Here is a 14,290-nt window from a genome sequence, read left to right on the forward strand (position 1 = left end):
GAAGGCTGAAGGCGGGAAGGAAGAAGGCTGAAGGCTGAAGGCGGGAAGGCTGAAGGAAGAAGGCTGGAGGGGGAAGGAAGAAGACTGAAGGCTGAAGGTTGAAGACCTTTAGGCTTTGGAACTTGGGCCTTAGACCCTGGACCTTGGACTTTAGACTTTGGACTTCAGACTTAGACCTTAGTAACTTACTAAATATAATCCTGGATAAAAGAAATGGAATTTTTCTTTGAACAACTCATCAATGGTCTTGCTGTAGGTGGTATCTATGCTCTCATAGCCCTGGGATACACCATGGTTTATGGAGTGATGCGGCTGATAAACTTTGCCCACGGTGATCTTTTTACCATAGGTTCCTATCTTGGGCTGACCATACTCACCGCCTATGGAGTGACAGCCTATCTTGGCCCTTTCGCGGGAGTACTGGTGCTGATTGCCATGATCATGTGTCTTGTGGGCATAATCGGGGTAATCTTAGAGCGAGTGGCCTACCGTCCTGTTCGACAGGCTGATCGGTTGTCTGCAGTAGTCTCAGCACTTGGAGCGTCAATATTTTTTTCCAACCTGGTCATGCTTATCTGGGGACCAAGATTCAGAGTATATCCGGATGACATCCTGCCCAGGATTACGTTAAATATTTTAGGGCTTGATGTTCCCCTGCTCAGAATTCTGGTGCTTGCAGCATCGCTGGCTTTAATGGGCATTCTATACTTTTTTGTCCAGAAAACCAAAACCGGCACGGCTATCAGAGCAGTTGCCATTGACCATGGTGCTTCTAAGCTCATGGGTATCAACGTTAACCGGATCATTTCCCTGGTTTTTCTCATTGGCCCTGCTCTTGGTGGTGCTGCAGGGGTGATGGTGGGACTTTATTATGGTCAGGTCAACTTTACCATGGGCTGGGCATTCGGGCTTAAGGCATTTATTGCGGCGGTGCTCGGAGGAATTGGAAACATTCCGGGGGCTATGATAGGCGGGCTGCTGCTGGGAGTCATTGAGGCCATGGGAGCGGCATTTATTTCCACAGCCTGGAAAGACGGCATAGCCTTTATAGTCCTGATCCTCATATTGATTTTCCGGCCTACTGGAATCCTGGGAGAACGAGTGGCTGACAAGGTTTGAGCCACTTCTTTATTTCCATGTCACAGGGTTTACGGGTTCGGACTGGATAATGCAGCCTGTGCTTCTGTCTTTTTGAAACAGCAAACGATTTGTAAGGCTTATCAGCATGCTCAAACATAAAAATAACATTATGGTTCTGGCATTTTCTGCGGCCATCTTTGCCTGTCCATTTTTTCTCAATGCGTACTGGATAGACGTTATAAACAATATCGGCCTTTACGCTATACTGGCCCTGAGTCTTAATTTTATAGTAGGCTATACCGGCCTGTTTCATATGGGCCATGCAGCTTTTTTTGCTGTTGGTGCATATACTGCAGCCATCATAAATACATCATTCAGCGTGCCCATTATGCTGCTGCTGCCCGTGAGCGGTGCTGCTGCAGCTCTTTTCGCCTATCTCGTGGCCAGGCCCATTATTCATTTGCGCGGGGATTATCTGCTTATTGTAACCATTGCCATTGTTGAGGTGGTGCGCATTGCCCTGGTAAATAATGTGTTCGGGCTGACCGGTGGGTCCAACGGTATATTTGGAATTTCCAGGCCAGAAATTTTCGGATTCACCATCAGGCGGCCGCATGAATTTTTCTACTATATCTGGGCATTTCTGGCTCTAAGTGTTTTTTTGTTTCATCAACTTGAGAAATCGCGCTTTGTCAGAGCCTTGAACTATATTAAAAATGACGAGGTTGCTGCTGAGGGAAGCGGAATTGATATCGCGTACTATAAACTTATTGCATTTGTGCTGGGTGCCTTCTGGGCCGGCATGGTGGGCAATATATTTGCTTCCAAGATGACTTTGATTTCACCTGAGTCCTTTAATTTCTGGGAGTCGGTAATTCTTTTTGTCATTGTCATTCTTGGCGGTTCAGGCAGTATTCGGGGGGTTATTCTTGGCGCTTTTCTTATAGTCGGGCTGCCGGAAATCTTCAGACAGTTTGCCGGAGCCAGAATGCTTATTTTTGGCGCTGCCATGGTGGCAATGATGGTTTTCAGGCCCCAGGGCTTCCTGCCGCCTCTGCAAAGAAAGTACCCTGTTCATAAAATAAAACCAGGAGATAAGACATTATGACGCTTCTGAGCATCAAGAACCTGACCAAAAGATTCGGCGGGCTGATGGCGGTAAACGATGTCAGCTTTGACCTGGACCAGGGAACAATAATGGGGCTTATCGGACCTAACGGAGCAGGCAAGACTACGGTTTTTAACCTCATCACCGGAAATTATATTCCTGATGAAGGGCAGGTCATGTTTAATGGTCAGAACCTTATTGGCCTCAAGACCAATAAAATTGTATCCCTTGGCATAGCCAGAACTTTTCAGACCATACGATTGTTTAAGAATTTATCTGCTCTGGAAAATGTGCTGGCTGGTTGCCACTGTCGCATGCGCTCCGGGATTTTTTCTTCCATGCTACGTTTGCCGTCACAGCGCCGAGAAGAAAAAATGGCACTGGGCAGGGCCTTGAAGGAGCTGGAGTTTGTGGGACTTAAAGAGCATATGGATTCGAAGGCCATGAACCTTTCATATGGCAACCAGCGTCTTTTGGAAATTGCCAGAGCTCTTGCCAGCAATCCGAAGCTTATTGTTCTTGACGAACCTGCTGGAGGCATGAATGATTATGAAACCAACGTTCTGGTGGGGCTTATTGAAAAAATGCAGGAACGGGGCCTGACGGTCCTGCTCATAGAGCATGATATGAATCTGGTTATGCGCATTTGTGAGGATATAGTTGTTCTGGAGCATGGGGCTAAGATCGCCCAGGGTACTCCTGAGGAGGTTACACAGGATCAGCGGGTTATAGAAGCTTATCTTGGAATTGACGATGAAGACGAGGAAGAAGAGGAATAGCAATGCTCTTAAAGGTCAATGATCTGTATGTTAACTATGGCAATGTAGAAGCCTTGCACGGCATCAATATTAAGGTGGATGAGGGCGAGATTGTCACCATACTCGGGGCTAATGGAGCAGGAAAATCCACAACCTTGATGACCATAAGCGGTCTGGTCAGCCCGAGAAAAGGCAATATACTCTATAAGGATGTTGAAATTAGTAAACTTCAGGGGCACGAAGTAGTAAAGCATGGGATTGCACAGGTTCCGGAAGGCAGAAGGGTTTTTTCTACTCTTACGGTACAGGAAAATCTCAATCTTGGTTCATTTACTGTTTCTGACAAGGATAAGATAAACAAAAATCTGGAATGGATTTTTGAACTCTTCCCACGTCTTAAAGAGCGCAGAGAACAACTGGCCGGAACATTGTCCGGGGGTGAACAGCAGATGCTGGCCATTGCAAGAGGGCTGATGGCAGATCCCAAACTGCTTCTTCTGGACGAGCCCAGCCTCGGCCTGGCTCCCATACTTGTAAAATCAATTTTTGAGACCATAAAAGAAATCAACAAGGGAGGACTGACTGTCCTTTTGGTGGAACAAAATGCCAGGGCGGCCCTGAAGCTGGCTCACCGCGGGTATGTAATGGAAATCGGGAAAATTGTTCTTGAAGATTCCTCTGACAAGCTTCTGAAAAACCCTGAGGTTCGTAAGGCCTACCTTGGTGGGTAGAAGAGTTTGAAGAAACTAAGGCGGGCTGTACCCGCAACCCAAAAAAAGATATTTTAACCGCCCGTTCGAAGACTCACTTAAGACGCAAAGGGCGCAAAGGAAGAAAGAAGTTTTTTCATTTGCCGGGGAACGGCAAATGAAAAGGCAGCCTTTTTGAAAATCGATGACCGGTTTTCAAAGAAAATATTTTCTTTATTGTCTTTAACTTTGAGTCCTTTGCGCCTTTGCGGTTCAAATTTTCTTGTTTTTTATGACAGGGTTTCAAGAGTAAGTTACTAAAGGGTTGATAATTTTGATTCTAATAACAGGTAGTGACAAATTTGTTAAAGGTCAAAGCTGTTTGCTAGGCCCTGCGTGCCTTAGAGACTGTGTCTCAGGCTATGAGGCAAGCCTGGAGGAGCTTGGAAAGCTCAGGGCCGGGGATTTTCTTAAGTCCGGAGAAATATGTTTCCAGCTTATGGATAAGTTCTGGATGCCGGATCATGATGGTCGTGGGGCAATTTTTCTAAAGCTTAAGGCTGATAAAGATTGTAACATCAGTGGGCAATGCAGTCTGGAAAAATACCGCAAAGGCTTTTCTCTGGCCTGGATTACCCTGAGTGATAAAGGCGCAAAAGGCGATAGAATAGACCAAAGCGGACCTTTGATAGCTGATATGGTCAGGTCTTCTTTAGGCCTTAGCCTTAGTGTGGGTTACATAATTCCTGATGACTATAATACCCTCCGATCCCTTCTGATGCACCTTTGTCTTGAAGCTGGTTTTGACCTGGTGATTACTACAGGTGGAACAGGCTTAGGTCCACGGGACGTTACACCCGAGGCAACTAATGCCGTACTGGACAAAAGGCTCAAAGGCTTTGAACAGGCTATGCTTAATGCCTCTTTAAATAAGACCTGCCATGCAGTTATTTCCAGGGCTGCAGCAGGCACTCTGGGGCTTTCACTTATTATCAACCTTCCAGGCAGCCCCAAAGGGGTAAAGGAAAATCTTGAAGCCGTATTGCCTGCAGTTGAACATGCCTTGAAAAAGTTGCAGGGAGACCAGTCCGAATGCGCGGCCTGATTTATACCTGCGCTATCAAACAACATCCTTTTCAGCCTGCTTTATCTGCTCCTTAATTTTATGACTGTACATTCACAGAAAATATAACCAACGCGGGCCATGCTCGCAACCCGGTTATCTGTTAATTGTTATCTGTTATCTGTTAATTGTTAATTGTTATTTGTTATCAGGGTAAGGCGGTAAATTCAGGCTTTTGTTCTTCAACAATTAACTATTAACTGACAACAATTTCTTGTTTTTTATACAGGGTTTCAAGAGTAAGTAACTAAGGAGCTGATCCCTTACGGATGGTAATATAAACCTGTGCCAGTGAGGGCTTATTTTTATGGATATATTTCTTGCAGACCTGCATATTCACTCCAGATTTTCCCGTGCCACAAGTAAAAGTCTTGATCCTCTTAATCTTGCTGCCTGGGCGCAGTTAAAAGGCATCAGCATTGTTGGGACCGGGGATTTTACTCATCCAGGCTGGATGGAGTTGCTTGAACAGCACTTGAGCCAGGGTGAAGATGGTTTGCTGCACTTGAAAGATGACAAAGACCTTAGTTCTATTGTCCCTGGATTTGGTTCTGAGATTAAACCGCGCACCCGTTTTCTTCTTTCCGCTGAGATCAGCTCCATCTACAAAAAAGGGGGCAAGGTCAGAAAGATTCATAATTTAGTCTTTATGCCTGGCCTGAGTCAGGCGAAAAAGTTCAATGAAAAGTTAGATCGAATCGGCAATCTCAAGTCTGACGGCAGACCAATTCTTGGCCTCGACTCCCGAAACCTGCTGGAAATGGTTCTGGAAACAGACTCCCTGGCTTACGTAATACCCGCCCATATCTGGACACCCTGGTTTTCCCTGTTCGGATCAAAATCCGGATTTGATACTTTGGAAGAATGTTTTGGAGATCTGTCCTCACATATCTTTGCTCTTGAGACAGGGCTTTCTTCTGATCCTGAAATGAACTGGATGTGGAGCAAGCTGGATCGTTATTCCTTAGTATCCAATTCGGATGCTCATTCAGCTGAGAATCTGGGGAGAGAAGTGAATATGTTTCAGGGCGACATGAGTTATGAGGGCATTTACCGGGCTCTTCGAAGAGAAGGGCTTGGGCATCGGTTTCTCGGTACTCTGGAGTTTTATCCTGAAGAAGGAAAGTATCATCTTGATGGACACCGAAAATGCAATGTTGTTTTTGATCCTGCACAGACTATCGCCAATAAGGGTAAATGTCCTGTGTGCGGTAAAAATATTACAGTGGGGGTGTTGAACAGGGTTCTCAGTCTGGCTGACCGGGATACATCCCAAAAACCTGAATTTCAGCCGGATTTTTTTTCAGTCATTCCCCTGAAAGAGATTATTTCCGAGTTTCTGAGCGTCGGACCCAAATCCAAGAAGGTGCATAATTACTATACAGAAGTCATTGGCAGTTTTGGTTCAGAAATCAATGTTCTGCAGAACGTTCCGGTGGAAGATCTAAAAAAGCACTCTCCGGTTCTCGCAGCGGCCATTCAGCGCATGAGGGCAGGGGAAGTGTTCAAGGATCCTGGCTTTGATGGTCAGTTTGGAAGGATCAGCGTTTTTTCTCCCAAAGAACGTCTGGAATTCAAAAAAGGCAAAGGCCTGATGTACGTTCCTGTTGAAATGAATTCGGAGAATTATAAGCGGGTGACTCCCGGGGAAATGTCAGGCCGGCCGGAACAGCAGGCTATGCCGGACTCTATAAAGCTGAACAGCAGTCAACAGGAGGCGGTCAAATATGACCAGGGTCCGGTGCTGGTCATGGCCGGTCCTGGAACAGGCAAAACTCAGACCCTTATGGGCAAAGTCAGCGAATTACTGAATCAGGAAGTCAATCCAAGACATATACTGATAGTCACTTTTACACGCAGGGCTGCAGGTGAGATCCAGGAACGACTTGCCCGAATACATGGCAATGATCAGGCTCTGCCCAGAGCAGAAACTATTCATGCCATGGCCTTTGAATACTGGCAGAGTATTCACGGTGAAGAACCGCTCATACTTGGTGAGGAAGAGGCATTAAGAGTGTTCAGCATGGCGAATGAGGATCTTAAGGGAGCGGCCCTCAAGGATGAATGGAAGAATTTCAACCTGTCCAGGGAAAATCAGGAGCCAATTTCTGAAAACGGGCTTCGATATGCCCGCCAAAAGCATGACTGGAACCTGGTGGATTATAATGATCTTCTTGAATTCTGGCTGGAGGAAATTCACAGTGGTTCCTTTGTCAGACCATTCACTCATATTCTTGTAGATGAAGTACAGGATCTTTCCAGGCTGCAATTATCTCTTGTTGCCAGTCTTCTGCCTGAGGCAGGGACTGGTTTTTTCGGCATTGGTGATCCCCGGCAGTCTATTTATGGATTTCGCGGGGCCTTAGAAAATATTACCAGCAGCATGTCAAAATTATGGCCGGATCTGAAACTTTTTCAGCTTGCTGAAAATTATCGTTCATCCCAGGTTATTCTTGATTTTGCGCAATCACTTTTTCCTGATGATTTGCCTCTCAAGGCTCAACAAAATATTCCAGGCAAAATATTTTTCTTTCAGGCTGCCAAAGCCTCTCAGGAAGGATTCTGGGTGGGGGAAAAGATCAAGGCATTACTGGGGGGAACAGCTCATTGGGAAAGTGATAATACCCGTGATGAAGTCTTCTATTCTCCTTCAGATATTGCAGTGCTGGTAAGGTTTAAGGGGCTTATTCCGCCCATTGAAAAGGAATTGCAGCGCAGAGGAATACCGGTAAGCGTGCCTGAAAGCATGCCTTATTTCAAGGATCCCAGGATAGAGTTGATCCTTAAGGCTGTATCAAGAGTTCTTGGAGTTGCTGGGGAAAAAAAAGTTTTTGACTGTCCGGAAAAAGTTTTGGCAGGTGGCCCCAACGTGCTTGCAGCATATCTTGAAGATGTTCCTCCTTTTGACAGAATTTTCTGGAAAGGGAAGGCATTTAAGACCCTTGAAAGCGAGTATCAAAGGCTTGGTGGATGGACAGGAGTAATTAACGACATAACTCTCGAGTCTGAGCTTGGCAGGATTGAGGCTCAGGCCCAGAAAGTCATGGTCATGACCATGCATGCTGCCAAGGGACTTGAGTTTGAAGCTGTATTTCTTCCTTGTCTCGAAGATGGTATTATGCCCTTTGCCGGAGCAGACTTTTTACTGGGGCAAATCGGTGAAGATGAAAGAAAAATGGATCCTGAGCAGGAAAAAAGGCTTTTGTATGTTGCTCTGACCAGGGCCAGGCAAAAACTTTACTTAAGCCTGTCAAACTCAAGGAAGATATACGGCAAAAAGGTAAATTTAAAAAGGTCAAGGTTTTTAAGCATGCTGCCCTTGGACAGGGTGCGGGTAACGAGAGGTAAAATAAGAAAAACAATCAGAGAGAAAAAGCCTGCGTGGTGAAGGTGATTCCCTGTCAGGCCCCGGATGTGATTTAAAAGTGGGGGGTTATTTCAGGATAAGATTGTAGAAGAAGCGTTCGTAAAATGTACACATCTTCTGGGCCATGATGGGCTTAAGGCCTGCTCCCCTTAATCTGCAATAGATGTGCAGTGGGTTAAGATGATGTTGACAGAAACATTTAAACTTTTTCATAGTAATGGAAATTAATGCAAGAAATATTCCTCTGATCCAGTGTATGCCCGCCTCGTAATTCAATTGAGTTGTCAGGAATCAAAAAGCTGTTTGCTCTTCTCCCCTTAAGCGGATACCATAGATTTACTCCTCCTTCATTCGAATTGCAACTGTCTTTTTTTGTGTCAGTATGCTTAGCTGAAAAGAATTCTGTGTTCTTGAGATAATTATTAATATAAGGCACTGATTATTCAGTTAAAAAAAATATTCAACTAATGGTGAAAAAAACTATTGAACATTGCAGCAATCATGGTAAGCGGATGTTTACCTCATGATATGTTTTAATTGTCTTGAGTTTTTCTTGTAAAAGCTCCTCACCAGGGCGGCCCGGGACCGAACCTGTGAGTAACTTTAAGACTCTGTCACTTTTCTGGAAATTGGGACAGTCCCCGCGAGGTGCTACAAACAAGACTGATGCTGCATTGGTTCCTTGCAGAAACTTGATTTAATGATAAAATTTACACAGCGAGGGACAGTCCCTGTGCCAGGCGCAAAGCTCCCATCTTTGACGGAACTATTCTGGCAAATGTGCATCAATCATGAGCAAAAATCGTAAAAATATGAAAATTATAACCATTTGATTTTATTATCAAAACGATTATAGTTACTTGTAAGCTCCTCACCCGGGTGGACCGGGACCGAAAGTGTGAGTAACTAAAAAATCAGCCTTAACACGTTAGAGATTGCCGCGCTCGAAGACTCGCTCGCAATGACACCTGAGTTGTCAGGAATGTAGTTGCGCAAAACCTGTCACCCACGAGGGAGCCTAAGCAACCGAAGCAATCTTTATGGTAAAACCATAATGCTCTGAATTTATTGCATATACGATTGAATTTACTTAAAAGGATGTATAAATATGCCTACTAAATCTTTTGTCCTGGCAGGGCCATCTTTCGTTTTGCCGGGCCGGATTCCAGAAAATGTACTGGCTCTAAAGGACCATGTGAGCGAGGTTGGTCTGACTTTATTCCATTCAGGAGAGTGTCTTGAATACACCAGTAAAGATCTGCCGGATGAACTTGCCGACAACGGGTTGTCTTATCATGTGCATTTGCCCCTTGACCTTGAATGGAATAAGGGCGCTCAACATGTTCTGGACGTTGTGCATGCTTTAAACCGGAAAACAAGTTATCTTGCGCCAAGCAAATATGTCCTTCACCCTCCTGATAGTGCCGAACTTATGGAAAAATTTGCAGGGTTATGGATGGACTGCGGATATGCCCCTGAAACTCTGTTGCTGGAGAACGTCAGGACCAGCGATTTAACCGAGGTGTGGGGCGTAATTCAGGATTTTAATCTCGGCATCTGTTTAGATATTGGTCATGTAATGGCATATGATCAGTACAATCTTCTGGAAAAGGAAGACATTATGGACAGGACCTCCCTGATTCATGTTTATGGTCGTGAAGATGATTCAGGACATGCGCCGTTAAGATTGATAACAGACTCGGGTAAGCTCATGCTGCACCGGATATTGAGTGAAATACCTTCAGGTTCCAGTGTTTTGATCGAGGTTTTTCATTTGGAAGATTTCCTTGACTCTAAGCGCATTTTATTAGAAATGGCAGACTCTTGGGGTTTGGAGTTTGTTTAGTCTTGTACTTGGAGGAAATAAATCAGGTAAAAGTGATTTTGCTCTTGAGCTTATGCGAGGGGGCAAAAGTACTGGAACCATTATTGTCACTGGAAAGGCGGATGATCTGGATTTCAATGATCAGATCAGGCATCACAAAATTAACCGTGATCCAGCCGTTCCAGTTATTGAATCCGACATGGACCTGGGTGGGGTCTTAGAGTCCCTGTCAGACTTTTCAGGCCCCATACTGATAGACAGTATTGATTTCTGGGTTTTCTCTATTTTTTCAGAGCATCAGGACAAACATTATGCATATTTTTTTAATGTTTTGAAAGACCTTGAAAAGAAAAGAATAATCTTTGTATCCGCAGAAATCAGTCTTGGGCCTTTGCCTGCTTCTTCCATGGTGCGCAACTTTGCCAGGAAACTGGGCATGATAAATCAGCGTCTGGCAGCCATTAGTCAGGAATTATTTCTTGTAGTCGCTGGTCAGCCTTTAAAAATAAAGTAGTTTTTCTACCACTACAGCGACACTTTGCGCAAATTATCGCCTCGGCCACCGGAAACAGGCACTTTTGCCGACCTCAAACCGTAAAACAGGCAGGCTATCAGGCGGCAAAAGAGCCAGTCACCTTCCAGATTAAAAAAAGTGTCGCTGTAGTGTTAGAAGTTTAAGCGATAAGTCACTGATCGGCGCTCATATGTTGATAGACCATGCTTAATTAACCTGAGAACATGAGGATTTATGGGTTACTTTAGAAATCTTGACACCAAGCTTAAAGATATGACGGATCTCTTCAAGAAAAAAGATGAGAGACTGCTTATCCTGATTAATGCCGACCCGGATGCACTGGCTTCAGCCATGGCTTTGAAGAGGATACTGTACCGCAAAGTGCAGTCAGTGGCTATTGCTCATGTCAACGATATTTCAAGGCCTGATAATCTGGCCATGATTAAGTTGTTGCGCATACCTACCCTGAAGCTGACACCTCCTCTGATCGCTCAGTATGACAAGTTTGCTCTGGTGGATTCCCAGCCGCATCATCATCCTGACTTTGAGAAACTTAAATTTTCCATTGTTCTGGACCACCATCCTCTTAATAAGGATAAGCCGGTGGAGGCTGATTACAAGGAAATCAACCCTGACTATGGCTCCAACAGTTCCCTGCTGACAGAGTACCTCTATAATCTCAATATCAGGCCTGGGAAACTGCTGGCCACAGCGCTTCTTTATGGCATCAAAACTGATACCCAGAGCTTTGAAAGAAAGTTTCACGATGTTGATATCCGGGCTTTCAGGTATCTGACCAAATTTTATAATCCCTTACTCTTGCAGAAAATTGTCCGTTCTGAATTCCATAAGGAATGGCTGAAATACTTTTCTCTGGCCTTTCGCAAGATCAAGCTCCTGGGGCAGGGCTCCAGTGTATTCATGGGTAAAGTAGAATCTCCAGACATTCTGGTAATCCTGGCTGATTTTTTTCTGCGCATTCACAATATTTCCTGGGATATGGTCAGTGGGCTTCACGATGATTCTCTTGTGGTAATTTTCAGGGGGGACGGGCTTAGAAAGGATATGGGTAAAATGGCGTCCCAGATGTTCAGTGATTTAGGGCCGGCCGGCGGTCATAAACAGATGGCCCGGGCAGAGATACCCATTGAAAAAATTGACAAGACTCATGCCCATCAGTTTATTCTCAGTCGTCTTGCTGATTATAACCATAAAAGAAAAGCAAAGGGCAAGCAAAACTCAGCTAATGGGGTATCTGCCCTGGGAGATCAGGAAAGTGCTTAGAGAAAAGTTGTCTTTAAAAGGTGCCCCGGTATATCTGATTGATGGCAGTTCTTTTCTGTACAGAGCTTTTTATGCCTTTCCTGACCTTAAGAGATCAGATGGTTTTCCCACCAATGCCATATATATTGTGCTGCGCATACTGCTGCGGTTGATGCGTGAGGAGAAACCAGGTTATGCGGCCCTTTTTATGGACGGCAAAGGTCCCACCTTCAGAAATGAAATATTTCAGGACTACAAGGCACAGCGTCCCAAAATGCCTGAAGATCTTAGTGTTCAGATTGAACCCCTTCTGGATGCTGTCGGATACCTGGGATTTAAGACATATGTTTCCAATGGAGTTGAAGCAGATGACCTTATTGCAGGACAGACGGAAACCTTGAAAAAGGACCATCCTGTGGTCATAGTGGCTTCAGACAAGGATCTCAGGCAACTGCTGGATGACCAGGTGGTTATGTGGGACCCGGGAGGTAAGAAGGAGGTCATTATGACTGTGTCTGATTTTAAAAAACAGACCGGTCTAACCCCTGATCAATGGCCGGACTATCAGGCTCTGGTGGGAGACAAGTCAGATAATATTCCCGGAGTTCCGGGCATTGGTCCCAAGTCGGCATCAGCCCTGCTTGCGGACTTCCCAAGTCTGGAAACCATCAGAGACGATTTTGAAAATATTCCAGCCAACTTCCAGAAAAAGCTCAAAGATCATCTGGAAAAAATATTTATATACCGGGAACTTACAAGGCTCAAAAAAGACTCACAGCCTGAGATAAAAGCTCATGAAATAAGGGTTCAACCGTTAGACAATGCGTCTTTAACTGCTTTTCTGGAAAAGTTTGAATTCAGAACCCTTTTAAGGGAAGCTGGCAGTCTTGCAGGCAGAAAAGTGGAAAAAAAGAGTTCCATGCTCGCTGAGGGACAGCCTTTTGTTACCAGAAAAAGTGGACTGCCAGACCTTAATTCAGTGCAGTGTGCGGGGATTGTTCCAGAAGGTAAATTGCTGCTGGTGGGCGTTGATTCCGAGGAATGGGAACTTAACTCCAGGGACCAGTCTGATTTTTCAGGAATCAAGAAATATGTTTTTTCCTTGAAAGAGCTGGCAAGAATTGATTCAGAGTGGCTTGAATCCCCTGTTTCAGAGTTCTTTGATATCTCTCTCGCAGCCTATCTTTTGAACACTGAGGCTAGAGAATATGATTACAAACATATTTACAGAGCATATTCACAGGAAATAAGCGTACATAAGGATAACAAGGCACAGGCGGCACTGCAGCTCGGGCTGCTGCTGCAAAAAAGAATTGCAGATGCAGATCTTCTGCCTTTGCTGGAAAAACTGGAAATGCCATTAATTCCTGTGCTCTTGAAGATGGAAAGGGCAGGGATTGGTATCGATCTTAAAGAGTTCTCGGAATTCCTTGAAATGGTGAAGGAGAAACTTGATAAACTGACAAGGGATATTTTTGCCCAGGCTGGAAAAATGTTCAATATAAGGTCAACCCAGCAGACTGCCACTGTGCTTTTTGAAGATCTTGCTCTTAAACCAAGACGCAAAACACCAGGCGGGGCATATTCCACATCCAATGTAGTGCTGGAGGCCATGAAGGGAGACCATCCCATTATCGAGCTTATTTTGCAGTACAGAACTTTTGAGAAACTTCGCTCCACATATCTTGAACCCCTGCCCGGCAAGGTGGGCAAAGACGGGCGTCTGCATACAACTTTTAATCAGTTAGCCACAGCTACCGGCAGGCTTTCCAGCAGTAATCCCAACCTGCAGAATATCCCCATTCGAGGTGAGTTTGGTCCTAAAACAAGATCATGTTTTGTAGCCAGGGCTGGACAAATGCTTGTTTCAGCTGACTACTCCCAGATAGAGTTGCGTATCCTGGCCCACATGTCTCAAGATCCCAATCTGCTGCAGTCCTTTGCCCGAAAAGAGGATATTCATACCCGTACTGCAGGTCTTTTGTTTGAAAAGGATATTGCCGATGTAAATTCAGATGAACGTCGTAAGGCCAAGACCATAAATTTTGGACTGCTTTACGGTATGGGGCCTCAAAAAATGAGTCGGGAACTTTTGATTTCACTGGATGAAGCCAAGAAATTTATCAAGATCTACTTCAGCAAGCTTGAGAAGGTTCGAAAATTTTATGATGATATAGAAAAGACGGCTTCCAGCAAGGGATATGTTACCACTATCGCTGGCAGAAGAAGACTTTTGCCGGATATAAATTCCAGGAACTCCAACCTTGCTCAGCAGGCCGGAAGAATGGCCATCAACACTGTGGTACAGGGATCTGCCGCAGACGTTATTAAAAAGGCCATGCTTGCTGTGGACAGAGATCCTGAGCTAAGAAGAATGGGAGCTGTTCTGATTTTGCAGATACATGATGAACTGCTCATGGAAGTTGACCAGCAATATGCTGAAGAGGCTGGAGCAAGACTGGCTTATGTCATGAGTAGTGTTGAAAAATTTGATGTACCTTTGGAAGTAGACTGGGGCATTGGTAAAAACTGGGCTGAAGCCCATGAATAAGGAGACATGGTC

10 protein-coding genes are annotated in these 14,290 nt (G+C 44.9%); all 10 read left to right on the top strand.

The genetic code is table 11. The features are described from left to right. Window positions 1-213 precede the first annotated feature (213 nt). The gene (locus LZ23_RS17050) at window positions 214-1,119 is read left to right on the top strand and encodes a branched-chain amino acid ABC transporter permease (protein WP_045216164.1); all 906 of its coding nucleotides are present in this window, start codon (window positions 214-216) and stop codon (window positions 1,117-1,119) included. A gap of 106 nt (window positions 1,120-1,225) precedes the next feature. Beyond that, entirely contained in the window at window positions 1,226-2,188 is a 963-nt protein-coding gene (locus LZ23_RS17055; RefSeq protein ID WP_045216165.1) for a branched-chain amino acid ABC transporter permease, read from the top strand. Continuing rightward, on the top strand, window positions 2,185-2,967 hold the full coding sequence (locus LZ23_RS17060) for an ABC transporter ATP-binding protein (protein ID WP_045216167.1): 783 nt from the start codon (window positions 2,185-2,187) through the stop codon (window positions 2,965-2,967). The genes LZ23_RS17055 and LZ23_RS17060 overlap by 4 nt, the downstream gene beginning before the upstream one ends. Before the next feature lie 2 nt (window positions 2,968-2,969). Beyond that, entirely contained in the window at window positions 2,970-3,677 is a 708-nt protein-coding gene (locus LZ23_RS17065; RefSeq protein ID WP_045216168.1) for an ABC transporter ATP-binding protein, read from the top strand. A 340-nt stretch (window positions 3,678-4,017) separates the two neighbouring features. Further along, complete coding sequence (locus LZ23_RS17070) at window positions 4,018-4,740, top strand: MogA/MoaB family molybdenum cofactor biosynthesis protein (RefSeq protein ID WP_045216315.1); 723 nt, start codon at window positions 4,018-4,020, stop codon at window positions 4,738-4,740. A 325-nt stretch (window positions 4,741-5,065) separates the two neighbouring features. Beyond that, a complete protein-coding gene (locus LZ23_RS17075; RefSeq protein WP_045216170.1) occupies window positions 5,066-8,146 on the top strand; it encodes a UvrD-helicase domain-containing protein in 3,081 nt (1,026 codons plus the stop codon). A 1,087-nt stretch (window positions 8,147-9,233) separates the two neighbouring features. Beyond that, complete coding sequence (gene cbiR, locus LZ23_RS17080) at window positions 9,234-9,971, top strand: cobamide remodeling phosphodiesterase CbiR (RefSeq protein WP_052507477.1); 738 nt, start codon at window positions 9,234-9,236, stop codon at window positions 9,969-9,971. Next, window positions 9,964-10,464, top strand: coding sequence for a bifunctional adenosylcobinamide kinase/adenosylcobinamide-phosphate guanylyltransferase (locus LZ23_RS17085; protein ID WP_045216172.1), 501 nt, complete (start codon window positions 9,964-9,966; stop codon window positions 10,462-10,464). The genes cbiR and LZ23_RS17085 overlap by 8 nt, the downstream gene beginning before the upstream one ends. Window positions 10,465-10,698: 234 nt before the next feature. Then, window positions 10,699-11,748: a DHH family phosphoesterase gene (locus LZ23_RS17090; RefSeq protein WP_045216174.1), complete on the top strand. Its 1,050-nt coding sequence runs from the start codon at window positions 10,699-10,701 to the stop codon at window positions 11,746-11,748. Continuing rightward, a complete protein-coding gene (polA, locus tag LZ23_RS17095; RefSeq protein ID WP_045216175.1) occupies window positions 11,711-14,278 on the top strand; it encodes a DNA polymerase I in 2,568 nt (855 codons plus the stop codon). The genes LZ23_RS17090 and polA overlap by 38 nt, the downstream gene beginning before the upstream one ends. Window positions 14,279-14,290 lie beyond the last annotated feature (12 nt).

The organism is Desulfonatronovibrio magnus (assembly GCF_000934755.1).
Classification (GTDB): Bacteria; Desulfobacterota; Desulfovibrionia; order Desulfovibrionales; family Desulfonatronovibrionaceae; genus Desulfonatronovibrio; species Desulfonatronovibrio magnus.